This window comes from Paenibacillus larvae subsp. larvae (assembly GCF_002003265.1).
Classification (GTDB): domain Bacteria; phylum Bacillota; class Bacilli; order Paenibacillales; family NBRC-103111; genus Paenibacillus_H; species Paenibacillus_H larvae.
In genome coordinates this window covers 1,786,494-1,809,727 of sequence record NZ_CP019687.1, presented here as the reverse complement: position 1 = coordinate 1,809,727, position 23,234 = coordinate 1,786,494, and the positions used below count along the sequence as shown (strand labels likewise).

Genomic DNA, 23,234 nt, shown 5'->3' with positions numbered 1-23,234 from the left:
AACGGGAGGCAATAAAAGTCATGGCACAAATGACGATGATTCAAGCGATTAAAGACGCTATGCGCGTTGAATTGGAAAGAGATAAAAATGTCCTGCTGTTCGGCGAAGACGTTGGACATGTAGGCGGAGTGTTCCGGGCAACTGAAGGCCTGCAAAAAGAATTTGGTGAAGAGCGCGTATTCGATACACCTCTTGCAGAGTCTGCCATTGCCGGTTTGGCGGTTGGTATGGCTACTCAAGGTTTCCGCCCGGTTGCCGAAATTCAATTCGTCGGTTTCATCTATGAAGCTCTTGATCAAATGCTGGTTCAAGCAGCCCGTATGCGTTACCGTTCCGGCGGCAAATATCATGCGCCTATCGTATTCCGTACGCCTTTTGGCGGCGGTGTTAAAGCAGCAGAACTTCATACAGATTCCCTGGAAGGTTTGGTAACCCAAACTCCGGGTATTAAAGTAGTAATTCCGTCCAATCCTTATGACGCAAAAGGGCTCTTGATCGCTGCAATTCGCGATAACGACCCGGTTTTCTTCATGGAGCACCTGAACCTGTACCGCTCCTTCCGCCAAGAAGTTCCAGAAGGTGAATATACCGTAGAACTGGGCAAAGCGAATATCGTTCGTGAAGGTACAGACGCTACCATTATCACCTACGGTGCTATGGTTCATACTTCCCTGAAAGCAGCGGAAGAAATCGAGAAAGCACGGGGCGCCAAGCTCGAAGTAATTGACCTGCGTACCATTTCACCGATTGATATCGATACTATTTTGGAATCTGTTAAGAAAACCAATCGTGCCATTGTCGTACAAGAAGCTCAAAAATCAGCTGGTGTAGCCGCCGAAGTGATCGCTCAAATTAATGAAAAAGGAATCCTTCATCTGGAAGCACCGGTAATGCGTGTTACTCCTCCTGATACGGTATATCCGTTTGCTCAAATTGAGGACATCTGGCTCCCGACACCAGCCCGCATTGTGGATGGTTTGAACAAAGTGCTGGATTTCTAATACAGAAAAACTGAATCAATACATTTGGTTTTCCAATCTTAATAAGACCAGTAGGAGGTTGTTTTCTTTGGCTCGTTTTGAATACAAATTCCCGGAGCTTGGTGAAGGGATTCATGAAGGCGAAATTGTTGCATTACACATGAAGCCCGGTGACCAGGTCGATGATGACACCATTTTGATGGAGGTACAAAACGACAAAGCGGTTGTTGAAGTGCCATGTCCGGTAGTGGGCAAAATTCTGGAAGTAAAAGTAAAAGAAGGTCAAGTATGTACAGTAGGAGAACCGGTAGCTGTTATCGAGGCGGAAGGAGACATTCCTGAAGCAGAAGAAGTTCCTAATGCTTCCGGTGCTCCAGAGGCTGCTGCTGAGCAACCTTCCAACGCTCCGTCTAGCGAGCTTCCTGATACAAAGCATCCATCAGTTCAAGTCGCTCCGTCTGTGAATAAGGAAGATGTACTGGCCACACCGAGCGTACGCAAACTGGCCCGTGAAAAAGGCGTGAATATTGCGGAAGTTCCGGCTACCGGCAAAAACGGAAAAGTAACCCGTGAAGATGTGTTGGCCTTCGCAGAAGGTGGCGCTCCTGCTGCTCCTGCCGAGCAACAGGCAAAAGCCGAAAAACCTGCAGAGGCCCCAAAAGCAGCGGCAGCAGCTGGCGAATATCGTCCGGAAGAACGCGTACCGTTCAAAGGTATCCGTAAAGTGATTGCTAATGCTATGGTGAAATCCAAGCATACTGCACCTCATGTTACACTGATGGATGAAGTGGATGTAACAGAACTGGTTGCGCTTCGTAAAAAATGGAAACCATATGCTGAGAAAAAAGGTACGAAGCTTACTTACCTTCCATTTATCGTGAAAGCCCTAATCTCGGCATGTCGTGAATTCCCTGTTATGAATGCTATGATCGATGAAGAAAGCCAGGAAATTGTATACAAAAAATATTACAACATCGGTATTGCAACCGATACGGACAACGGTCTTCTTGTTCCGGTTATCCATGATGCAGAACGTAAAAACCTGTGGATGATTGCCGATTCCATTAGAGATCTGGCTGCCCGCGGACGCGAAGGAAAACTGGCTTCTAATGAAATGAAAGGAAGCACCATTTCCATCACCAACATCGGTTCCGCAGGCGGTATGTTCTTTACTCCGGTCATCAACTTCCCTGAAGTTGCGATCCTGGGTACGGGACGTATTTCCGAGAAACCGGTTGTAAAAGACGGCGAGATTGTAGTTGCCCCTGTAATGGCGTTGTCTCTGAGCTTTGACCACCGCATTGTTGACGGTGCTACCGCTCAGCATTTTATGAATCACATTAAGCAGCTTCTGAACAATCCTGAACTGCTGATTATGGAGGGTTAAGCAAATGGTAGTAGGAGATGCCTCTTTAGATATTGATGTTCTGGTTATTGGTGCGGGTCCCGGCGGTTATGTTGCCGCCATCCGTGCCGCCCAGCTGGGAAAAAGCGTATTGATTGTTGACAAGTCGGAATGGGGAGGCGTATGTCTGAACCGCGGATGTATCCCATCCAAAGCGCTGATCTCCGCAGCCCATAACTACGAAACGATGTCTCATTCCGAATCTATGGGAATTTCTGCAGAAGGCGTAAAAGTGGACTTTGGCAAGGTGCAGGAATGGAAAAATTCCGTAGTGAAAAAGCTGACAGGCGGCGTATCCTCTTTGCTTAAAGGCAATAAAGTGCAAATGTTCCAAGGTGAGGCTATGTTCATCAATGAGCATGAAGCGCGTGTCTTCAACGAGCATGAAGCTCCCCGCTACCGGTTCAAACATTGCATTATTGCAACGGGTTCCCGCCCGATCGAGCTTAAACCATTCCCGTTTGGAGGAAGAATTCTTTCTTCGACGGAAGCTCTTCAGTTGAAAGAAATTCCAAAGAGCATGGTGGTTATTGGCGGCGGTTATATTGGTATCGAACTTGGCCAAACTTTTGCGAAATTCGGTACGAAAGTAACCGTCCTGGAAGGCTCTGAAACGATCCTTCCAGGTTTTGAAAAAGACCTTTCCAAGCTTGTTGCGAAGAACCTGAAAAAGCTGAATGTGGAAATTTATACAGAAGCTATGGCTCAGAGCTCCGAGCAAACGGATAAGGATGTCACTGTAACCTTCACAGTAAAAGGTGAGGAGAAGAAAGTGACGGCGGATTATGTTCTGGTTACGGTAGGACGCCGTCCAAATACGGACGGGGAACTCGGCCTTGACCTGATCAACGTGAAGATGACCGAACGCGGTCTGATTGAAGTTGACAAACAAGGCAGAACCAGCATTCCGCACATCTTCGCAATCGGGGATATCGTTCCTGGTGCTGCTTTGGCCCATAAAGCTTCCTATGAAGGTAAAGTGGCTGCCGAAGCCATCGCCGGTATGCCTAGCGAAGTTGATTACAAGGCTATCCCGGCCGTTGTATTCTCCGATCCGGAAATTGCCAGCGTAGGCTTGAACGAAACCGAGGCCAAAGCTAAGGGAATCAATGTGGCAACAGGTAAATTCCCTTACGCGGCTAACGGCCGTGCCCTTTCCCTGAACGCTACTGACGGTTTTGTGAAAGTCGTAGCGAACAAGGATACGGGTATCGTTCTGGGCTGTCAAATTGTCGGACCGGAAGCTTCCAACTTGATTGCTGAGCTTGGTCTTGCAATTGAAATGGGAGCAGCCCTGGAGGATATCGCATTAACTATTCATGCGCATCCGACTCTTGGGGAAATCGTGATGGAAGCTGCCGAAGGGGCGCTGGGCCATCCGATTCACATGATGGGTAAATAAGCTTTTGCTTTAACCCTTCGTAAGTTCATTTGCTTCAAATCTATTTTCTGATTTTTTCTGACACGAATTTGGCATTTTCAAGGAAATCTTGAAAATGCCCTTTTTTTATGAATCAGCCAAGAACATTAGTGATTTCAATCGTCAATCAGGGCGGAACAAGGTTTGTTGAAAATTCCTTGGTATAACAGGCAGAATGACCTATAATTTTGCTTGAGAGCTTATATGCGGTGAGAGGAGCAAACCTATGAAGAAACCGTTGGTCATTGGCCATAGAGGCTCCTCCGGCGAAGGGCCGGAGAATACGCTGGCCTCGTTTGCACTTGCAATAGAGCAGGGATGTGATGGGGTTGAACTCGATATCCATGTAACCCTTGACGGGCACCTTGTTGTCTGTCATGATTTTAGACTGGACCGGACCACAGACCGGAAAGGTACTATCGCCAGACTCACTTTGGAAGAAATTCGAAAAGCGGATGCGGGTTCCTGGTTTTCAGGAAGATTTAGGGGAGAGAGGGTCCCTCTTTTAGTTGAAGTTCTAGATTTGATTCCGGATGACAGATTTATAAATGTGGAAATTAAGCATTCGTACGGGGGGAGGGCCGAGGCCGGACTGGTGGAACTGCTCCGGCGGCGGAAAGCACTGGACCGGGTAATTGTATCCTCTTTTGACCATCATTGTATGGTTAGATTGAAACGGCTGGAGCCACTTGTGAAAGTTGGTCTTTTATATGAAGCCAATTTATTCAGCCATGCCGAATATGCCGGACAAGCTCCAATTCAGGTCTATTCATTGCATCCTGCTTTTCATGTGTTGACGGAAGAGGCTGTAAAGGAGGCTTTGGAAGCCGGTTACCCCATGTACGTATACACAGTGAATGAACCTGAGTATATGAGACTTGTTTGGAAGGCAGGGGTGTCCGGAATTATTACGAATTACCCCGCCATATTAAGAGGAATATTAGAAGAGGACAGAATGGGTTCATAAGAAAAAGCATCAGGAGGGTTTTACAGTGAAAATAGTAGTACTTGACGGATATGCACTCAATCCTGGAGATCTTAGCTGGGACGGGGTGAAACCGCTGGCAGAGGATATTCAAGTCTATGACCGTACCAAAACGGAAGATATCGTGGAAAGAGCCAGGGAAGCGGACCTTATTCTCACAAACAAAACGCCATTGGCCGCAGAAACATTAAAACAGCTTCCCAAGCTGCGTTACATTGGAGTCCTGGCCACAGGTTATAATATCGTGGATGTGGAAGCGGCAGCCGCTCAAGACATTATTGTAACCAATATTCCTTCTTATAGCACTCAAGCAGTAGCCCAGTTGGTTTTTGCGCTAATTCTGGAATTTTGTCATAATGTTAAGTTACATAGTGATGCAGTTAAGGGAGGGGAGTGGGCTTCCAGTGCAGACTTTTCCTTTACTAAAGCCCCGTTGGTGGAACTATCAGGAAAAACAATGGGTATTATCGGCTATGGAAGCATAGGAAAGGCCGCCGCACAACTTGCTGAGGCTTTTGGCATGAACGTTATTGCAGCTGGCAGTGGACGGCCCAATCCTTCTGCAGACCGCCCGTTAGTGAGTAAGGAAGAAGTATTTAAACAGGCGGATTTTATTTCTTTGCATTGCCCGCTTACGGAAAGTACAAAAGGGATGATTTCAAAAGAAGCAATACGCTTAATGAAGCCTAATGCGATTTTAATTAATACGGCAAGAGGCGGCCTGATCGTTGATCAGGATCTGGCAGATGCCCTGAATGAAGGAATAATAGCGGGAGCCGGATTAGATGTTTTGACAATGGAACCGCCTGAGCCTGATAATCCTCTTCTGAAAGCCCCCAATTGCTTGATTACCCCTCACATTGCCTGGGCTACAAAAGAAGCCAGAGCGAGACTGATGAAGCTTGCAGCAGAGAATATTGCAGCTTATCAAAAAGGTCGGCCGATTCATGTTGTAAACAAGTCGTTTCTGGCTAAGAGGGTTTAATAACGGTCAGGACCCCCGGCAGGATCGAAATGGCCAACGGAAAAGCGCGGTCCATCTCACCATCTACTTGAACGAGCAGAGGGCGGTCTGCAGAGATCTGAATATGCTTGCCTTCATAGAAAGACACTGCCGGATGGTGAACATGTTTGCCGGAATAAACGGATAAGAGTGCCGTAATCAGGGTCCATCTCCGCTTGCTGCTGATGACGAAGATATCAAAAGTGCCATCATCCGGAACCGCATGGGGGCAAATTTTCATTGAGCCGCCGTAATACGGAATATTGGTCGTTGCCGTAAGCCACATGTTAGGGATGGCAACCGTCTTACCGTCAATATTAAGGTATACTGTACAGGGTTTGTACAAAAAGAGTTGCCGGATGATGGAAATCAGATAAGAGAGTTTGCCCAGTCCGATCCGGTTCAGCCATTTTTTATAAGAAGCCTCATTGGTCATTTTAACGATCTCCGCATCTACTCCAGTACCAAAGCTATTGACGGCCGTCCGTGTTTCCGTTGCGAGCATATCGATTTTAACGGAATGGCCTTCCAGGATAACTTCCAAAGCTTCCAGAGGTTTTATCGGAATCGAATGAGCCCTGGCAAAATCATTGCCTGTTCCGGCTGGAATAACGCCGAGCAGGCTTTTTTTATGTTCATTCTCTTTGATAAGGGCGGAAGTTACTTCATGGATTGTTCCGTCTCCTCCTACAGCTACCACAGTGCGGCATCCTTCCCCTATTAATTGGCAGGTAAGCCCGGCAGCCTGGCCCGGACCTGTAGTTATTTTGTATAGAAAAGGAATTTGTTTTCTTTGTAAAGTTTCCTTAACAAGAGTCCAGTATTTGCTGCCTGCTCCATGGCCGGACTCCGGATTCACAATAAATCCTAACATGCCTCTTCTCCTTCCACTGCCTGGCTTTCTGCGAAACGGGGTAGAGAATTCTCCCCTTGTATGATGGAAATATACCCCTAGGCGGAAGACGGGATTTGGAAATAAAATGTATCTATATCGATTATGCCAATAGAACATTGAGTTGTAAACGGAAATGTCGAAAAAACAGTAAAGTTGCCCAAAAAAGGAAAACGCTTACTTTGTGGAAAGGAGGTGAATTTGTTTACTGGCAGCGTGCCTTATATGAATTGTGAACCATCGATCTAAAGAAAGGAGGGGTTCTAAAAAGTTCCGGCAAAAGCTACAGCTTAGTCATAGTCTCATTTCTGAATCCATCTGCAAAATGTATACGGAAATGAACGGATGTGCAAAGTGATGAAAAAGAAACGGCTCGCCTATTTCAGATTAGGGATTATATTTATTCTTTTGGCTTCTTTATACGGAGGTCAGGTATTTGCCGAAGCTTCCGGGAAGCCAGGGACGCCTGTTTTGAGCCAGGATAAATATGAGGGGCAAAACAGTTATACCATCACCATGAACATGTGGTGGGGACAGAACGGAACCACCTGGAAGCTATACGAGAACGGTCAGCTCGTTCATGAAGTTTCCCTGACGGACAACTCTCCTAAGCCCAAACCGCTTCCAAAACGTTCAGCGGGAAAGCCCCGGGCAAATATGTATACACAGCGGAATTAATCAATTCTTTTGGAACTACTGCAACATCCTCCGCTCTAACTTATACAGTCACCCAGACAGGAGGCGGAGGAACACCTACGCCAACACCTACTCCTGGACCAACTCCAACACCAGGCCCTGATAATGAGGCGCCAACGGCTCCTACAGGCCTAACCGTAACCGGCCAGACTTCTACAACAGTCAGCCTTTCCTGGAAAGCATCTACCGATAATGTAGGCGTAACCGGTTATGATATTTTTCAGGGATCAACCTTAGTTGGAACCACGGCCAACACCTCTTTTACGGTAACAGGTTTAACTGCGAATACATCCTATACTTTTACAGTGAAAGCAAAAGACGCGGCAGGCAACCTGTCTGCTTCAAGCAATGCGGTCACGATTAAAACGAGCGAACAGCCGGGACCTTCAACAGGTAAGAAAATTGTAGGCTACTATACGGAATGGTCTGTATATTCGGGACATAACAACTATTATGTAAGCGATATTCCCTGGGATAAAGTTACGCACATTAACTATGCCTTTGCCAAACCGGCGGCTGACGGTACAATCGGGGTGTTCGACTCCTGGGCAGCTACGGAAATGTCATTTCCCGGAGATACGTGGGATCAGCCCCTGAGAGGAAACTTTAATCAGCTTAACAAGTATAAGAAACAGCATCCGAACGTAAAAGTTCTGATTTCCATCGGCGGCTGGACGCTTTCCGGTAACTTCTCGGATATTGCCGCATCCGGCAAAACGGGAAAGATTCGCGAACAGTTCACTAGAGTTCATCCGCAAGTATGGATTTGACGGGGTAGATATTGATTGGGAATATCCGGGTCAGCCGGGAGATGAGAAAACCAATAACAAATATAGGCCTGAAGACAAACAGAACTTTACTCTTCTGCTTGCCAAAGTAAGGGAGAAGCTGGACGCGGCAAGTAAGGCGGATGGCCGGGAAAATGACAAATACCAGCTTACGATTGCGGCTCCGGCAGGGCCTGCTGCAATCAGTACACAAGATCCGGGTGCTTATGCCAAATACCTGGATCACGTGAATATCATGACATATGATTACCATGGGTCCTGGGGGAATATACCAATCATCAATCAGCCGTTTATAAGAATCCGGATGATCCTAATCCGCCGGATATTGCCGATAATTTCAATATCGATGCCACGGCGGCCAAATTCGAACAGCTTGGGATGCCTAAAGAAAAAATTATTATTGGAACGCCTTATTATTCGAGAGGATGGATGGGTGTAGATGATAAAACGGGGACAAACGGGCTGTTTGCCAAAGCTGTACCGGGTCCCAGTAAAGGACCTTGCGGAATATGGGACGATGCCTCACAAGGAGAGTGCGGGGGACAAAATCCGTTCTATTATATTAAGTCAAACATGGAGACCAATTCGAGCTTTGTAAAATACCGGGACCCGGCCTCGAAAGCACCTTGGCTTTATAGCCGCTCAAAGAAAGAAATGTACACGTACGAAGATGAAGAGTCACTTGCCTTTAAGGCGGATTATATTAACAGCAAAGGATACGGTGGTGCCATTATTTGGGAACTGTCGGGAGATGCTCCGTCTAAAGGAAGTACTCTAACCACGATTTTGTATAATAAATTGCTGGCAGGCAAGTAACCCCGCCGTACAATAAAAGCTCCGGGGTTTCCCCGGGGCTTTTTGCAGATATGCTTTACTTTTTATTAGAGGGAAAAGTTTTACTATATAAGTTGAACGAAAGAAAATAGCAATCAAAGTCGCACGCACAGCCGGTCAATAATGGCATGAGGATGCTTCATGATTTCATCCATAAATTGCCCGACACGCAGACGGATTTCGGAAACGGCCGAAGCAGCTTTGCATGATGAATCCGGGCATTGTCCAAAACCAGAGCCAGTTTCCCTGTTGGATAAGTCGCCAAGACCTTTTGAAGAAAGGAAAGAAACGTTTCAGCGGTGTACTGCTCATCTTCTTGCCAAACGATGTGTCCCGTTTCATAGTCAACCGTGGCCAGCAGTTTGACCCCACGATGCTTGCCCGTGGTTGGAATGATGCGTTGCTTCCCGCGAAGGAACCAGGTCTTCTGAATCGCCTGGTAGTCCCGGATCATCGACTCATCCTCGAACAGCAAGTGATCAATCTCCTCGTTCAGTAGCTTTTTTTCAGTTCAGGAAAGGTCGTTTCGGTGAAATGGCGTTGTTTCTTGGGATCTGCTGCTGCGAGCGTGTAGGTCGGTTTCGTATAGCTGAGCCCTAGCCGCTCCATGACCTTGGAAATGCCTCGGAGCGAATAGCAATGGCCCCAGTCGCGTTCCACGTACGTGGCAATCAGTTCAAGCGTCCAGTTGTGCTTTGCCGTAAAGCCGACCTCATGGGGAACCGAATAGGCGACGGTTTGTTTCAAGCGATCCTGCTGCTGCTTCGTCAACCGAGTAGGAGCACCTGAGGAATGCTTGATTTGCAAGGCTCCCAGTCCACCGTTCTCGTACGTATGAATGTAACTGCTCACCGTCATTCGGTTTCGATTCAAAATGTCAGCGATCGCCTTCATGGATGTGCCTTTCAAATGCAAATAGATCGCTTGGTAGCGTTCATACATTCGGCGCTCTTTGGTTTGTTGCATGGCTGCCGTTACTTTTGCCAGTTCGGTATGTTTATCCATTGTCATCCCCACTTGTCTATTCTTGATCTGTTTCTTATTCGACAAATGGTTCCTTTTCCCTTATTATATATAATATACCAATATTTCCTATATAAAGGTCGAAAATGAAAAAATTACTTAAAGAGTATTTGTATCACAATGACACTTGCCGTAGCTTTATCTACAACTGCTCTTGCAAGTGAAGCAGGACCAAATCTGAAAGCTACATATGAAAACAGCGAGACAGAAAGACAACAGTCTAGCGTTGAATTCGGTCAAATTGCAAATACAGAAGGGGGAATCTCAGCTAGAAGTTATGAGACTATGGCTACGGGGGAATCTCTTATCTACAAAACACCTGCCGTAACCCCAACATTAATAGGTACTGGCAGTACAACTCCAAAGAACTGGAAATATTCGACAACTGCAAAAAACGGACTTTTTTTGTTTAATGGAGGATGGGTAGGTAAAGCAATTGGTCAAAAAGGTCTTGGAACGCCTGGTAAAAGTTCTTCTGCTTCTTCAATTATCTATACTCCTGGAATATGGAGATCTATTACAAACCATTCAGTAGCGTACTCATTTAGAATATTTTATGCTGAATCAGCTAAAAATCTATAGAATCAGTTTAGCATAAAATAGATGGTATTATATACCATCTATTTTATTTTGAGGGGGAAACATGACTAAGATCAAATTTTTCTTGGGATTTATCGTAATGTTGAGCATAGGATGGATGATATACTTCAATAATACTTCCCAACAAGAGGAGAGTCCTATTAACGTGAAAGAACTAACGAAAGACGATGTGACTATTGTTAGCAATAATAATAAGAATCTAAATGAATTTAACACGATAGAGAACGCTGATACGTCTACGGTCTATACACTTGGTCTAGATTTTATTCCGGATCAGAATGAAATAAGTATGGAAGAAGATTATATTACTCCTTATCTTTTATTAAAAAACGGGAGTTCTGATGTAATCAGAGGTACGTATGTTATTGAAAGCGGAAAAGAAGGAAACAAAATTTCTTTGGTTGCCTTACAAGGGCTACAGAACGCGAAAATTAGACCCCGGAACTCTGAAGAGTGGTGTTCTTCTTTAATTGTCCTTTATGAAAAAAATTCTCAAACAGAAGTGGACATTGAAATAAGCTGGGATTCTAACCAAAGCCAGAAAGATTTATTTATTATTCCATTGGATCATGGTATGAATAATTATCATAACGATTCTTTTATCGGATCGGCACGGGCTCCTGTATTCTTAAATAAACCAGACATTTCCAAAGAACTGATCGACAAGCAGTCATCTCTAATTCAAAAGGATTTACCTCAAAATAGATATCCAAATGCAAGATTGGCAGATGGAGACAAGCAAATTATTCATACTGTCTTTGACAATGGCAAAACTTACTTGACGAAACCGTTTACGTATTTAAAACTGGAGTCCGTACCTTATGATGATACCATTTCTCTGCTGCTAATTGACGAAACAGGGAAGATCGATGTATTGGAAAAAGAGCTGCAAATTAAAGCAGGCAAAGAAACGTATGTGGACTTGTCGAAAATTCCTAGTATTCTTGAAACAGCTGATAAGAAGAAATACATATTTTTGGCTAATAACTTCAATGAAGAAAGTCTCGCGGATTTTAAAGCTGTTGAACAAAACAAGAAGCCCTTTTTTACAACGTTCCATATCCTGATTGAATTATTTCCGCAGCAGCAACTAAAGAAATAATCATGGCCTTATAGTGCCGTGATAATAATATAATGCGGTATGCCTCGGGGTATGTTTATATCTCACTAGAGAATTTTATCCCCAAATTATGGAAATAAAGACCTGACGTAAAATGGCCAGGGCCCCTATAATCAAAGGTGTAAACATTTAAAGGATATAGGGAGGTCCAAGTATGAAAAAAAGTGTTGTAACTGTCCTTGCATCCGTGTTCGTACTTTCAAGCGTACTTGTCGGCTGCAGCAAGGAAGATCCGAAAGCGTCCAGCGCCCCATCAGGATCACCCGCGGCATCCGGCAAACAAATTACGATGAAGCTTCGGCATACCCAAATTAAAGAAAATGCAGCCAAGACGAAAGCAAGAATCGAGAAGGCTGTAAAAGAAACGGAGGGGAAAGTTCCGGGGCTTACGATTGAACTTGAAGGTGTTGACGAAGTAGTAAACCGTGATACGAAGATGAAGGCGGAATTCGCGTCCGGCCAACCACCGGAAATTTTCGAATTATTCGGGGGAACAGACACTAAAAACTACGCTAAAACAGGTAAACTGCTTGACCTTACGCCAATCATTGAAGAACTGGGCCTGAAAGACAAGTTTTACAATCTGTCCGAGTTTACAGTAGACGGCAATATATACGGACTGCCCAGAGCAGGTTTTGTCGAAGGTATTTTCTACAACAAAAAGATTTTTGCTGATAATGGATTAGAGGTTCCGAGAACTTGGAAAGAGTTCGAAGATCTTTGCCAGAAGTTAAAAGAGAAAGGAATTACCCCTTTTGCGCTGGGAGCTGCCGAGGGCTGGGTAATCAACATGATGCCAAATACGCTGTGGGTTTGTACGGCTGGTGTGGACATTGTGGAAAATATCGCTGCCGGCAAAGCCAAGTGGAATGATCCGGACGTAGTGAAAGGGTTCCAAATCTTTGACGATCTGTTGAAGAAAGAGTACTTCACCAAAAATGCAATTGGATTGAAATACGATGCCATGCAAGCCAGCTTTGCCCAAGGTCAGGCGGCTATGTCCTTTGATGGCGGATGGGTGCAAAGCACTTATGCAAACAAAGAAAAATCCAAAATTGTGGATGACTTAGGATTTTTCATACTTCCTAATATTGATGGCGGCAAAGGAAATGATTCCGTCAACGCTTCCTACTGTCTTTTTACCCAGTATTCTATCTACAGCTGTTGTAGGGGTACTGTGGATTTATGTAGTCTATAACAATGACATCGGATTATTAAACAAAATCTTGATCGGTCTGGGTCTGGATGATTGGATTCTCCCTTGGCTTGCTGATGAGCGTACAGCGATGCTGTCCATTTTGTTAACGAACGCCTGGCAGTGGACGGGATTTTATATTGTACTTGTGCTAGCAGCCATTTTTTCTATTCCGCGTGATGTATATGAAGCGGCTGACATTGACGGGGCGACCGGTTTTCAAAAAGCGCTTTTCATCACTGTACCCCTGATCCGTCCTATTCTTACCGTAGTCATTTTGCTGTCCATTGTTGGAGCCATGAAGGCTTTGGATATTGTCATGGTAATGACTAACGGAGGCCCTGCCGGAATGACTGACGTAATGGCTACCTACATGTACAGGGTAGGTTTCAAAAATAATGAGTACGGTTATGCCAACACAATCGGTTTACTGATCTTCATCTTCACGTTGGTCATCACACTGATCAATCACTTTATTTCGAAAAAATTAGGGGAAGTGGAGAACTAGATGGCTAAGACATATCGTAAATGAATCTTGATTCATATTGTCCTATGGTTGTACGTGATTGTAACGCTATACCCGCTTCTCTGGGCATTCAACAATTCTTTTAAGCTGCATGTGGATATCATTTCCCATCCGTTTGCCCTTCCAACCGGAGAATTGTTTACCCTAAAAAACTACATTGATGCCTGGAAAACTTCTCATATTTGATACGTATTTTTTCAATAGCCTGTATGTCAGCCTTGTAGCTAGTACAGTATGTATTGTTTTAGCTTCCATGGTTTCCTATGCGGTTACCCGGATGAGATACAAAAAGTTAAATAAAATCGTCATGGGCGTCCTCCTTCTGGCCCTTATGGTTCCGGGTGGTGCCCTGCTCGTTCCGTTGTATACGTTTATTTTGAACTTCGATTTCTTAGGTTTGAAAATATATGACACGCGGGGATCTTTGATTTTACCTTATATTGCTTTTGGTATATCATTATCTGTGGTAATCATTTCCGCGTTTATCAAATCCATTCCTAGCGAACTGGAGGAAGCGGGAATCATGGATGGCCTGTCCGTTTACGGGCTGTTTTGGAGAATCGTGCTTCCGCTTTGCGGTCCGGCATTGGTTACCGTATTCATTATTAATTTCCTGGGCAATTAGAATGAGTTTATTATGGCTTATCTCCTTGTATCCAAGGAGAAACTGAGAACGCTGCCGGTAGGTATGGTCGCGTTCCGGGATGCTTTAAACGCTAACTATGGCGGAATGTTTGCAGCAACTATGTACAGCATAATTCCAGTTGCCATTATTTACGCATTCTTGCAAAATAAAATCATAGAAGGTTTAACTGCGGGAAGTGTGAAAGGCTAATGGCTTACAGTTAAAAGGGGAAAGAATTATGATGAATCTTAGAAAAAAAGTTTTTATAGCTTTCTTGGCATTCATTATCTTTCCTCTTATTGCCATAGGGATTGTAACCTATTTTCTTGTTCAGCACACGCTTCAGGAGAAATACTCCGAGCAGTCTGAACTGATTATTAAATCCATCGGTCGAAACATTTCCTCCATTATCAAAGAAGCGAATTACTATTCAGATTATTGGATGCTTGGAGACAGTATACAAAGGACATTGAGCCGTGCTGAAAGTATTGACACGGACATGGAGATCCATTCCCTGCTTCGGCAGACTTTTTTGTCCTATTCACCTATATCTTCAGTGGCTATATATAAAATGGATGGGTCTATGTCGAGCAGCAGATTGCATGCACTCAAGCATGACAAGAAAGCCCAGTGAGATGCTGATGCTGAGTGCAAAAGATTTTATCACAAGCATTTGGCGGATGATTTTGGCGTAGAAGAGATCTCAGATCATTTGGGCATCAGCTGCAGCTACTTCAGCCTGTTATTCAAACAGCACTATAACGAAACTTTCCTGGAATATTTGACCAGACAGAGAATGGAATTAGCGAAGTCTTTACTGGTTATGACGGACAAAAGTATAACCCAAATCGGGAAGAGGGCGGGGTACTCCGAAAGATGGTACTTTACAAGAGTCTTCTACAAATATACAGGCATGGCCCCTACTGAATACCGGGATAAACATATGGAAATTTCAGAAAGAAGGGATCATCATCATGCTTCAACATGAAAAACTGACTTTACAGCATAAAATCGGTCAAATGGTAATGTGCGGATTTGAATCACGGGTTCCTGACGAACAGATCGAAACGCTGATCACAAAGTACAAGCTGGGCAACGTCATTTATTTCCGCCGGAATCTGGATACGCCTCTCCAAGTGTTTCGGCTATCTTCCAAATTACAGGAACTGGCAGAGAAGGAAGTAGGCATACCGTTGTTGATTTCCATTGACCAAGAGGGCGGAATGGTAAACCGGACTCATGAAGGCGTTGTGGGGATGCCGGGGAATATGACACTCGGTGCGCTCCGGGATCCGCAAGCAGCGTATGATTCTGCTTATGTCAGTGCGGAGGAACTCCGGGCGATCGGGATTAATATGAATTTCGCCCCTTGTCTGGATGTGAACAATAATCCGGACAATCCGGTTATAGGAGTAAGATCTTATGGGGAAACGGCCGAACTCGTCAGTAAGCTGGGAGTGGAGGCAATGAAAGGGTATCAGGACGGAGGAGTAGCTGCAACCATTAAGCACTTTCCCGGACACGGGGATACACAAGCGGATTCTCACCATGCCCTGCCTCTTATTCCGCATCCGGCCAGGCGTCTCAGAGAACTGGAACTGGTTCCCTTTCAGAAAGCGATTAATGCCGGTGCAGATGCTGTGATGTCCGCTCATGTCATATTCCCGGCTCTGGAACCGGAACATCTGCCGTCTACCTTATCCAGGCAGGTGATGACCCGATTACTTCGGGAGGAAATGGGCTTTGATGGAGTCATCACGACGGATTGTCTGGAGATGAAGGCTATTGATGATCACTATGGTGTTGCTGAAGGTGCGGTAAAAGCCATTGAAGCAGGAGTTGATCTGGTGCTTGTAAGCCATACCCTTACAAAGCAGGTGGCGGCCATCGGGGCCATTTTGCAAGCGTTGGAATCAGGCCGTCTTACAGAGGAACGGATTGATGAGTCAGTAGACCGCATTTTACGGTTAAAACAAAAGTTGAAACTGGAACGGGACAGCTTGTCGGAGGAGCGTGTCCGCCGGACGGTTGGAACTTTGAAACATCAGAAACTTGCTGAACGGCTTTATGAACGCAGCATCACAGTTGTAAAGGATGAAGGGCTTCTGCCGCTCGACAAGCAGGCCAAGACTCTGGCCGTTTGGACAGAAGTGCGCACCGGAACGGAGATTGATGAGGTGATTGCCCAACAAGGTACCCTGGGGGCATATTTGTCGGAACGGATGGGCAACGTACAGGAGATACGAATTGGTACTGAGCCTACGGATGATGAGCGGCAAAAGGTTTTGGAAGCGGCTTCACTTGCGGAACAGATTATCTTTGTCAGCTACAACGCTTCCTTTGTCCCGCAGCAGCTCGGTCTGATCAAGAGCCTGGAAGAGGTCCGTGACCGGTTTATCGTTATTGCCGGGCGAAACCCGTTTGATCTGAAAGATCTTCCGACAGTGAAAACATTCGTTGCCTGCTATGAAAACAGGCCAATGGCTATGCAAGCCGCGGCTAAGGTACTGACCGGTGAAACCGCCCCTACAGGCCGTCTTCCGGTTAGTATAACTGCCGATTATCCTATCGGTAGCTGCTGCTAAGCTTGTAACGGTATAAGAATCAGGCTGTCCCTTATAAAAAGGACAGCCTTCGTGTTATTAATGAAATATTTCGCGGAACTTAACCGCTTAAAGACCTTGGTCTGTTTTTTCTGTCTTAGGCGCAGAGGTTTCTTCGCTTCAATTCGGCTCCGAGCTGTTTCAGGAACTCGGAAGAGAGCCTTAACCGAAGGGCCTGCGTATAGCATTCTTTTAACTGCTGGTCATTTAATACAAGCAGAGCGTTCTTATAACCTAACATACTTGTCCACCTTACTCCTATCCGTAAACTTTCTAAATTAAATTTTACAGTATTTAGAAAATGTTTTCAGCGAAAAGGTAATTTCGCAAGTGCGCAAAATTTGGCGCAAGTTTGTGCAGAATAGCGCTTTAAGGGAAATATTACTTGATTCCTGTTGATACTTGAGAGAAAATAAGCCATAAAGGGTAATAATCCGAAGAAATTTGGTAAACTTTTGGTTAAGAATTTGTTTCAGCCACTATTTTTTTGTAACTGGTTTGTTATTTTTTTTTTCACTCTGTTTGTTATGGTAGGAATACAATCGAAGAACTGTTTTTTTTAACAAAAGGAGTGTAATAATTTGAGACGTATCTCCAAACACCTTATGGTGCCTGTATTTTCGGCAGGTATCGTCCTTTTAGCATCCTGTAGTTCTCAGCCGTTGGGGATATCCGCTTCATCTTCGGTACCTGCTACATCGGCTCCGGTTGAATCGGCAGTACCGTCGGAGCAGAATTCACCTGCTTCAGAACCGTCCGCATCAGTATCACCTTTGGGCTTGAACGATGCAGAGGTATCCTCTACACCGGAAGATACCAAGCCGACTGTAACTGTACAACCCCAGCCCAAGCTGGAACAGGTTTCTCCTTCTCCGGAGCCAAAAATCTTTTCCTCGGAACAGACTTATTTGCAGGAGATTATGGAGAATGCCCGGAAGGGTAAGGTCCGTTCGTCGGAATTTACGGCAAGAAACACCCAAATTGACCAGATTGAGGCCAAGCTTGGCAAGCCAACTTCCTTTACCCAGGCCGGATACGGATATTACGCTTCTTATGGAAGACAAAGTCTTGCCTTTGGCTATAATATGGAAACAGGTGTCGTATTTGATGTCCGCTCTTATGAGAAAAAGCTGAAAAACCTGACACTTTCCATGATTAAAAAAGAATTGGGCGAACCTACGGATATCCGTAAATATAAAGATAAAAATCATGATGATACGATTTATGTATATCAAGCGGGAGAATAGTATGAGCTTAAATTCATTATCCCTCCCAATACCGGAAGGGTAGACCATATATCCGTGTTCAGTCAATCCAGTGTCCGATAATTTTGCAATCAGGTCTGGTACTTCAGCGGTTCCTGAGATACAATACGATTAAGAATGAATAGAGTGGACATGTCCGGAGAGGACGTGTCCCCTTTACGTATACGGAGGGTAAGGATGAAGACAACACTTAGCCAGATAGTGGACCTGTCACGGATCGGACAGCGGGAAGGAAAAAAGCTGAACGAAGTCTTGCAGCTCGCAGCATCTGAACAGCTTGATCCGTCATCGGCCAATGAACAAAAGGTCCTTTTGCTCCTTATTGATTTTCAAAGGGACTTTATGGAACAGGGGGAACTGGGCGTTCCTGGTTCCCATAAGGATGTAGAACAAGTTATCCGGTTGATTTATGAAAAAATGGAAAATATAACACGGATCTCCTTTTCACTGGATACCCATCAGCCTTACCAAATTTTCCATCCGGTCTGGTGGATAAACAGGGAAGGGAAGTACCCTGAGCCCTACACCATAATTACGGCTGAAGATGTGGCTAAGGGAAGATGGCTCGCCTCCAATCCGCTGGATCAGAAGAAAAGTGAACAGTATGTACGGGAATTGGAACGGGCAAGCAAAAAGGCTCTTTGTATATGGCCCTATCATTGTCTGGAGGGAACAGACGGACATGCTTTGGAAAGCCAGCTTTCCAACTTGCTTCAATTTTATTCTGTGGCAAGGCATTCTCCGCTTACGTGTTTAGTGAAGGGGAAAGACCCTTACAGTGAAATGTACGGTATCATCAGACCGGAGGTTGATCGCGGGGCTTACAGCAGCGGGCTGCTTGATATGCTTCCCGATTTTGATAAAATCTGGGTGGCCGGTGAAGCCAAATCCCATTGCGTGCTGGAATCAGTCCGGCAAATCTGTGAGCATTACCCGGACAGACCGGAAGTGACACAGAAAATGATCATATTGGAAGATTGCATGAGCTGCATTCCCGGTTTTGAAGAGGAAACAGAACGTTTATTTGACCATATGCAAAAAGATTACGGCTTTCAAAGAAGTTCTGCACAGGAACTGATGAATAAAAGGTTGCAGTAAATTAGCCATTTGCATCGATTTTTTAAAATACAGACAGCATTCAGCCATAGGAACAGCGGCTGAACGGGATAGGTGGGACAACGATGTCATACGAACATTTGACGCTACATACGGACAAATATCAGATAAATATGATGTATGCCCATTGGATAAATGGGACGCATAACAAGAGGGTGGTTTATGAGGCTTATTTCCGGAAGCTGCCTTTTGGTAATGGTTATGCTGTTTTTGCGGGATTGGAACGGATTATTCATTATATCCGTTCTCTGCGTTTTGATGAAGAATCCCTTGCTTATTTGGCCAAACAGGAAGAAAATTACGATCCCCGGTTTTTGGAGGAACTGAAGCAGTTCCGGTTTACAGGGGATATTTATTCTGTGGAAGAAGGCAGCCTGGTATTTGCGAGCGAGCCTTTAATCCGTGTAGAAGGAAGAGTATTTGAAGCCCAATTGATAGAGACGGCAATGCTTAATTTCATGAATTACCAGACTCTCATTGCCACCAAAGCATCCCGTATCAGGATGGTTTCCCCGGAAGACGTATTTCTGGAGTTTGGTTCCCGGCGCGCCCAGGAGGCAGATGCTGCTGTTTGGGGAGCCAGGGCAGCTTATATTGCAGGGTTCGATGCCACCTCTAATATGCGGGCAGGGATGCTGTTCGGCATTCCGGCCAAGGGAACCCATGCCCATTCTTGGGTACAGAACCATGATTCCGAGGAGGAGGCCTTCCGCAGATATGCTGAAGCTTTGCCGGATCAGGTGACCCTGTTGGTCGACACATACGATACCATCCGCAGTGGCGTACCAAACGCGATAAAGATTGCCAAAGAGATGGAGGAAAAAGGAAAACGCATGAACGGCATTCGCCTTGATAGCGGAGACCTTGCCTACCTTTCTGTCCAGGCACGTAAAATGCTGGATGAAGCCGGACTGGATTATGTCAAAATTGTAGCGTCAAATGACCTGGACGAAAATACCATTCTCGATTTGAAAGCACAGGGTTCCCGAATTGATATATGGGGGGTCGGAACCCAACTGATAACGGCGGCAGACCAGCCATCGCTCGGAGGAGTATATAAAATTGTAGCCCGGGAAGAAAACGGGCACATGATTCCAACTATCAAGATCTCGGGAAATCCGGAAAAGGTAACGACACCTGGGTTGAAAGATCTGTACCGGATTATAAACCGTCAGACCGGCAAAGCGGAGGCGGATTATATTACACTGCAGGAGGAAGAGGATGTGAAGGAGGGACGGAAGATTAAACTGTTTGATCCCGTTCATCCCTACATTTATAAATATGTAGAGAATTATGAGGCGGTCGGACTACTCAAACCAATTTTCCTGAAAGGGGAGCAGGTATACGAATGCCCGTCTATTGAACAAATTAGAAGCTATCATAAGGAGCAGCTGAGGATGTTTTGGCCGGAGTATTTACGTAAATTGAATCCTGAGAAATACCCGGTTGATCTCAGTATTAAAGCCTGGGATTTAAAAATGAGGCTGCTTCGGGAATATAGGGATGGAAACGGCCATCCGTTTTATTAACAATGAGAAGATCCTTGCGTCTTTTTCTTGAAAAAAGGCGTAAGGATTTTTTATTGAAGGAAGAGGTTCTCTTTTTCCACTTCTGGCTTCACTATCCCCCTTGGTTCAGAAAAAACATAAGTGTTTTAAGGGCAAATATCAAACCCTGATGACTGAGCATCAAATAAAGGCAAGACCAAGAATCAACTAAAGGTGAACTTGAAACAGTGTGCGATAGATCACTCCTTTATTATTCTCTGTCTTTTATAATACATATAGTATCTAAATGACAAATACATACTATATATAGTGTTATGTTGAGGAGAGGAATGAGTAAGGTGTTCAGGTTGATAGAGACTTTGGATGATATTGTGCAGGTGAAAGATCAGGATGTCCTTCAGGAGAATGCAAACGTTGATGGACGTTCTCCAATGGGGATGATGGGGAAAATTAGCAGCGAAAGCGCCAGATACTATGCGATGGAGCGTCTTCTTTCTCCCGAGGTGAAAAAAGCCATTGAGGAAAACATCATTTATCCGCACGATCTGGATTTTTATGCTTCAGGTACTACTACATGCTGCCAGATTCCTCTCGGAAAGCTGCTGCGGGGAGGATTCAATACCGGGCACGGGCACATGCGCGAACCCCAAGATATCAAAAGTGCAATGGCGCTTGCTTCCATTATTCTGCAGGCTAACCAGAACCAGCAGCATGGCGGACAATCCTATCCGATGTTTGATTATGATCTGGCTCCTTATGTAAGGAGAACCTTTGAAAGAAAAATTAGACTGCTGAAATCTCTTCCTCTAGATAATTCGTTTAACTATAAGGCAGAGGCATGGAGGATGACTGAGCAGGATGTATACCAGGCATGCGAAGCGTTTATCCATAATGCGAATTCCATGCATTCGCGGGGGGAGGTCAGGTTCCCTTTATTTCGGTCAACTACGGTATGGATACTTCAAAGGAAGGACGAATACTGATCCGGCAGTTTCTGCTTGCCACCCAAGCGGGACTCGGCAGGGGAGAGACCCCGATCTTTCCGATTCAGATTTTCAAGGTAAAGCAAGGGGTTAATTTTGAGCCTGGAACTCCCAATTATGACCTGTACCAGTTAGCACTTGAGACAACAGCCAAACGTCTTTTTCCGAATTTCGCTTTTGTAGATGCGCCATTTAATGCCCAGTACTATAATGGTACACCTGAGAGTGAGATTTGCTATATGGGCTGCCGAACCCGGGTTATGGGAAATCTTCATGGGGAGGAGACGGCCATCGGGCGGGGAAATTTATCTTTTACCTCGGTTAACCTGGTTAAAATGGCCCTCCTCTCAGCTAACGAGAAAGAGTTTTTCCGTTTGCTGGACCGTTATGTTGATATAGCTATCCGCCAGCTCCTGGAGCGGCTTAGTTATCAGTCACGCAAGAAAGCGGGTGACTTCGCTTTCCTTTACGGTCAAGGCTCCTGGCGGGGAGGTGAGGCAGCACATCCCGAGGATGACTTGATGAAGCTGCTGAAGCAGGGGACTCTCAGTGTCGGCTTTATCGGATTAGCCGAAGCACTCACCGTCCTGCGAGGTGAACACCACGGACAATCCCCTGATTCCCAGGAGCTCGGACTGAGGATTGTCCGTACTATGCGGGAGAAGATGGATCAGGCTGCGAAGCAGCACCATCTCAACTTTTCCCTGATTGCCACGCCGGCTGAAGGACTATCCGGCAAATTCACCCGGCGGGATCGTAAAGAGTTCGGCATCATCACGGGCGTCACCGACCGGGAGTACTATACGAACTCGTTCCATGTACCGGTGTACTGCCCGATCCGGATTGCAGACAAGATCCGGATCGAGGGTCCTTACCACGAGCTGTGCAATGCCGGCCACATCACGTATGTCGAAGTGGATGGAAGCTTACGGGCCAACATACAAGCATTGGATCAGATCGTACGGTTGATGGCTGCATCCGGAATCGGGTACGGGTCCGTCAATCATCCTGTTGATCGCTGCAGGAAATGCGGGTACAGCGGGCTTATTGAGCAGTCTTGTCCCGCCTGCGGAGAGCCTGACGGACAAGGAATTGAACGAATTCGCCGGATAACCGGATATTTGGTAGGTGATATGAACAAATGGAATACAGCGAAACGGGCCGAGGAACGCCAGAGGGTGAAGCACAAGTAAGAATACTTAATATTCTGTATGATAGTGTAGTAGACGGTGAAGGACTTCGTACGGTCCTTTTCTTCAGCGGCTGCCCGCATCATTGTCCGGGCTGCCATAACCCTCATTCCTGGAGTCCGCAAGGCGGGAAAGTGATGAAGGTGTGGGAAGTGGTAGAGCAGGCATTGCTCAACCCGATCAACGAGGTTACCTTGTCTGGTGGAGATCCGTTTTATCAGGCGGAGACGGTAAGACACGTCGCCAAAATCCTCAAAACAAATGGTAAGAACCTATGGGCCTATACCGGCTATACCTTGGAATTTATTCAGGATCGGGGAAGCATTGCAATGAAGGAATTGCTCTCTTATTGTGATGTCCTGGTAGACGGAGGGTTTGAGCTGGAACTTCGTGATCCTACTCTCCCGTTCCGGGGAAGCTCTAATCAGCGTATTCATCGGCTGGGAACATGGTAAAACCCACATGATAGGGGCGTGT

At 45.5% G+C, this 23,234-nt stretch carries 23 protein-coding genes and 2 pseudogenes; 21 read left to right on the top strand and 4 right to left on the bottom strand.

Annotated elements, in window-relative coordinates; all coding sequences use genetic code 11:
* The first annotated feature begins 20 nt into the window (after positions 1-20).
* From BXP28_RS09400 to BXP28_RS09380, 5 genes are all read left to right on the top strand, one after another.
* Positions 21-1,001 carry an alpha-ketoacid dehydrogenase subunit beta gene (locus BXP28_RS09400; protein WP_023482753.1) on the top strand — a complete coding sequence of 327 codons (981 nt, stop codon included), beginning with the start codon at positions 21-23 and terminating at the stop codon, positions 999-1,001.
* Positions 1,002-1,068: 67 nt separating this feature from the next.
* On the top strand, positions 1,069-2,367 hold the full coding sequence (locus tag BXP28_RS09395) for a dihydrolipoamide acetyltransferase family protein (protein WP_036656417.1): 1,299 nt from the start codon (positions 1,069-1,071) through the stop codon (positions 2,365-2,367).
* Positions 2,368-2,371: 4 nt separating this feature from the next.
* Entirely contained in the window at positions 2,372-3,787 is a 1,416-nt protein-coding gene (gene lpdA / locus BXP28_RS09390) for a dihydrolipoyl dehydrogenase (RefSeq protein ID WP_023482751.1), read from the top strand.
* Between the two features lie 244 nt (positions 3,788-4,031).
* Entirely contained in the window at positions 4,032-4,772 is a 741-nt protein-coding gene (locus BXP28_RS09385; RefSeq protein ID WP_023482750.1) for a glycerophosphodiester phosphodiesterase, read from the top strand.
* A gap of 25 nt (positions 4,773-4,797) precedes the next feature.
* Positions 4,798-5,775 (top strand): D-2-hydroxyacid dehydrogenase, encoded by a 978-nt coding sequence (locus tag BXP28_RS09380; protein WP_023482749.1) that lies wholly within the window; start codon positions 4,798-4,800, stop codon positions 5,773-5,775.
* Here BXP28_RS09380 and BXP28_RS09375 read toward each other — a convergent pair.
* Positions 5,762-6,667: a diacylglycerol/lipid kinase family protein gene (locus BXP28_RS09375; protein WP_023482748.1), complete on the bottom strand. Its 906-nt coding sequence runs from the start codon at positions 6,665-6,667 to the stop codon at positions 5,762-5,764. The two genes, BXP28_RS09380 and BXP28_RS09375, sit on opposite strands and share 14 nt — an antisense overlap.
* A 375-nt stretch (positions 6,668-7,042) precedes the next feature.
* On the opposite strand from BXP28_RS09375, the gene BXP28_RS09370 reads away from it, so the two are divergent.
* Both BXP28_RS09370 and BXP28_RS25085 read left to right on the top strand, forming a co-directional pair.
* Complete coding sequence (locus tag BXP28_RS09370; protein WP_144029554.1) at positions 7,043-7,363, top strand: early set domain-containing protein; 321 nt, start codon at positions 7,043-7,045, stop codon at positions 7,361-7,363.
* A pseudogene (locus BXP28_RS25085) lies at positions 7,363-8,985 on the top strand (glycosyl hydrolase family 18 protein). Before BXP28_RS09370 ends, BXP28_RS25085 begins: the two are co-directional and overlap by 1 nt.
* Positions 8,986-9,142: 157 nt before the next feature.
* On the opposite strand, the gene BXP28_RS22700 reads toward BXP28_RS25085, so the two are convergent.
* Positions 9,143-9,478 (bottom strand): transposase, encoded by a 336-nt coding sequence (locus BXP28_RS22700; RefSeq protein ID WP_104932553.1) that lies wholly within the window; start codon positions 9,476-9,478, stop codon positions 9,143-9,145.
* A gap of 17 nt (positions 9,479-9,495) precedes the next feature.
* Positions 9,496-10,008 (bottom strand): helix-turn-helix domain-containing protein, encoded by a 513-nt coding sequence (locus tag BXP28_RS22695; RefSeq protein ID WP_023484369.1) that lies wholly within the window; start codon positions 10,006-10,008, stop codon positions 9,496-9,498.
* Positions 10,009-10,146: 138 nt separating this feature from the next.
* On the opposite strand from BXP28_RS22695, the gene BXP28_RS09345 reads away from it, so the two are divergent.
* The 9 genes from BXP28_RS09345 to nagZ all read left to right on the top strand — a co-directional run bounded on the left by BXP28_RS09345 (position 10,147) and on the right by nagZ (position 16,677).
* A complete protein-coding gene (locus tag BXP28_RS09345; RefSeq protein WP_077585021.1) occupies positions 10,147-10,608 on the top strand; it encodes a hypothetical protein in 462 nt (153 codons plus the stop codon).
* Between the two features lie 61 nt (positions 10,609-10,669).
* Complete coding sequence (locus BXP28_RS09340; RefSeq protein WP_077585020.1) at positions 10,670-11,728, top strand: hypothetical protein; 1,059 nt, start codon at positions 10,670-10,672, stop codon at positions 11,726-11,728.
* A gap of 172 nt (positions 11,729-11,900) precedes the next feature.
* Positions 11,901-12,944 (top strand): ABC transporter substrate-binding protein, encoded by a 1,044-nt coding sequence (locus tag BXP28_RS09335; RefSeq protein WP_023483808.1) that lies wholly within the window; start codon positions 11,901-11,903, stop codon positions 12,942-12,944.
* Complete coding sequence (locus tag BXP28_RS09330) at positions 12,856-13,449, top strand: carbohydrate ABC transporter permease (RefSeq protein WP_309555798.1); 594 nt, start codon at positions 12,856-12,858, stop codon at positions 13,447-13,449. Before BXP28_RS09335 ends, BXP28_RS09330 begins: the two co-directional genes overlap by 89 nt.
* 178 nt (positions 13,450-13,627) lie before the next feature.
* Positions 13,628-14,092, top strand: coding sequence for a carbohydrate ABC transporter permease (locus tag BXP28_RS25080; RefSeq protein ID WP_311795155.1), 465 nt, complete (start codon positions 13,628-13,630; stop codon positions 14,090-14,092).
* Between the two features lie 12 nt (positions 14,093-14,104).
* Entirely contained in the window at positions 14,105-14,302 is a 198-nt protein-coding gene (locus BXP28_RS25075) for an ABC transporter permease family protein (RefSeq protein ID WP_023483811.1), read from the top strand.
* A 28-nt stretch (positions 14,303-14,330) separates the two neighbouring features.
* Entirely contained in the window at positions 14,331-14,726 is a 396-nt protein-coding gene (locus BXP28_RS09320) for a hypothetical protein (protein WP_023483812.1), read from the top strand.
* Between the two features lie 39 nt (positions 14,727-14,765).
* Positions 14,766-15,080 carry a helix-turn-helix transcriptional regulator gene (locus BXP28_RS09315; RefSeq protein WP_023483813.1) on the top strand — a complete coding sequence of 105 codons (315 nt, stop codon included), beginning with the start codon at positions 14,766-14,768 and terminating at the stop codon, positions 15,078-15,080.
* Positions 15,067-16,677: a beta-N-acetylhexosaminidase gene (gene nagZ, locus BXP28_RS09310; RefSeq protein ID WP_023483814.1), complete on the top strand. Its 1,611-nt coding sequence runs from the start codon at positions 15,067-15,069 to the stop codon at positions 16,675-16,677. The genes BXP28_RS09315 and nagZ overlap by 14 nt, the downstream gene beginning before the upstream one ends.
* A gap of 115 nt (positions 16,678-16,792) precedes the next feature.
* Here the strand turns inward: nagZ and sda are convergent, their stop codons facing one another.
* Positions 16,793-16,936: a sporulation histidine kinase inhibitor Sda gene (gene sda / locus BXP28_RS09305; protein WP_024093490.1), complete on the bottom strand. Its 144-nt coding sequence runs from the start codon at positions 16,934-16,936 to the stop codon at positions 16,793-16,795.
* A gap of 340 nt (positions 16,937-17,276) precedes the next feature.
* On the opposite strand from sda, the gene BXP28_RS09300 reads away from it, so the two are divergent.
* The 5 genes and pseudogenes from BXP28_RS09300 (at position 17,277) to nrdG (ending at position 23,212) form a co-directional block, all read left to right on the top strand.
* On the top strand, positions 17,277-17,942 hold the full coding sequence (locus BXP28_RS09300; RefSeq protein ID WP_051428023.1) for a YjgB family protein: 666 nt from the start codon (positions 17,277-17,279) through the stop codon (positions 17,940-17,942).
* 195 nt (positions 17,943-18,137) lie between these two features.
* Entirely contained in the window at positions 18,138-19,058 is a 921-nt protein-coding gene (locus BXP28_RS09295; protein WP_036656425.1) for a cysteine hydrolase family protein, read from the top strand.
* 83 nt (positions 19,059-19,141) lie between these two features.
* Positions 19,142-20,605: a nicotinate phosphoribosyltransferase gene (locus BXP28_RS09290; protein WP_077585018.1), complete on the top strand. Its 1,464-nt coding sequence runs from the start codon at positions 19,142-19,144 to the stop codon at positions 20,603-20,605.
* Positions 20,606-20,898: 293 nt separating this feature from the next.
* Positions 20,899-22,760 (top strand): annotated as a pseudogene (locus tag BXP28_RS09285) (anaerobic ribonucleoside triphosphate reductase).
* Positions 22,709-23,212: an anaerobic ribonucleoside-triphosphate reductase activating protein gene (nrdG, locus tag BXP28_RS09280; RefSeq protein ID WP_046655039.1), complete on the top strand. Its 504-nt coding sequence runs from the start codon at positions 22,709-22,711 to the stop codon at positions 23,210-23,212. The pseudogene BXP28_RS09285 and the gene nrdG overlap by 52 nt, the downstream one beginning before the upstream one ends.
* The last annotated feature ends 22 nt before the right edge of the window (positions 23,213-23,234 follow it).

Bases quoted from the DNA above. Each gene is read 5' to 3' on its own strand.
- BXP28_RS09295 (WP_036656425.1), top strand. From the start codon at position 18,138: ATGAAGACAACACTTAGCCAGATAGTGGACCTGTCACGGATCGGACAG.
- BXP28_RS09385 (WP_023482750.1), top strand. From the start codon at position 4,032: ATGAAGAAACCGTTGGTCATTGGCCATAGAGGCTCCTCCGGCGAAGGG.
- BXP28_RS09340 (WP_077585020.1), top strand. From the start codon at position 10,670: ATGACTAAGATCAAATTTTTCTTGGGATTTATCGTAATGTTGAGCATA.
- sda (WP_024093490.1), bottom strand. From the start codon at position 16,936: ATGTTAGGTTATAAGAACGCTCTGCTTGTATTAAATGACCAGCAGTTA.
- nrdG (WP_046655039.1), top strand. From the start codon at position 22,709: ATGGAATACAGCGAAACGGGCCGAGGAACGCCAGAGGGTGAAGCACAA.
- BXP28_RS09335 (WP_023483808.1), top strand. From the start codon at position 11,901: ATGAAAAAAAGTGTTGTAACTGTCCTTGCATCCGTGTTCGTACTTTCA.
- BXP28_RS09370 (WP_144029554.1), top strand. From the start codon at position 7,043: ATGAAAAAGAAACGGCTCGCCTATTTCAGATTAGGGATTATATTTATT.
- BXP28_RS09320 (WP_023483812.1), top strand. From the start codon at position 14,331: ATGATGAATCTTAGAAAAAAAGTTTTTATAGCTTTCTTGGCATTCATT.
- BXP28_RS09375 (WP_023482748.1), bottom strand. From the start codon at position 6,667: ATGTTAGGATTTATTGTGAATCCGGAGTCCGGCCATGGAGCAGGCAGC.
- BXP28_RS25080 (WP_311795155.1), top strand. From the start codon at position 13,628: ATGCCTGGAAAACTTCTCATATTTGATACGTATTTTTTCAATAGCCTG.
- BXP28_RS09330 (WP_309555798.1), top strand. From the start codon at position 12,856: ATGATTCCGTCAACGCTTCCTACTGTCTTTTTACCCAGTATTCTATCT.
- BXP28_RS25075 (WP_023483811.1), top strand. From the start codon at position 14,105: ATGGCTTATCTCCTTGTATCCAAGGAGAAACTGAGAACGCTGCCGGTA.
- BXP28_RS09345 (WP_077585021.1), top strand. From the start codon at position 10,147: ATGACACTTGCCGTAGCTTTATCTACAACTGCTCTTGCAAGTGAAGCA.
- BXP28_RS22695 (WP_023484369.1), bottom strand. From the start codon at position 10,008: ATGGATAAACATACCGAACTGGCAAAAGTAACGGCAGCCATGCAACAA.
- BXP28_RS09400 (WP_023482753.1), top strand. From the start codon at position 21: ATGGCACAAATGACGATGATTCAAGCGATTAAAGACGCTATGCGCGTT.
- BXP28_RS09290 (WP_077585018.1), top strand. From the start codon at position 19,142: ATGTCATACGAACATTTGACGCTACATACGGACAAATATCAGATAAAT.
- lpdA (WP_023482751.1), top strand. From the start codon at position 2,372: ATGGTAGTAGGAGATGCCTCTTTAGATATTGATGTTCTGGTTATTGGT.
- nagZ (WP_023483814.1), top strand. From the start codon at position 15,067: ATGCTTCAACATGAAAAACTGACTTTACAGCATAAAATCGGTCAAATG.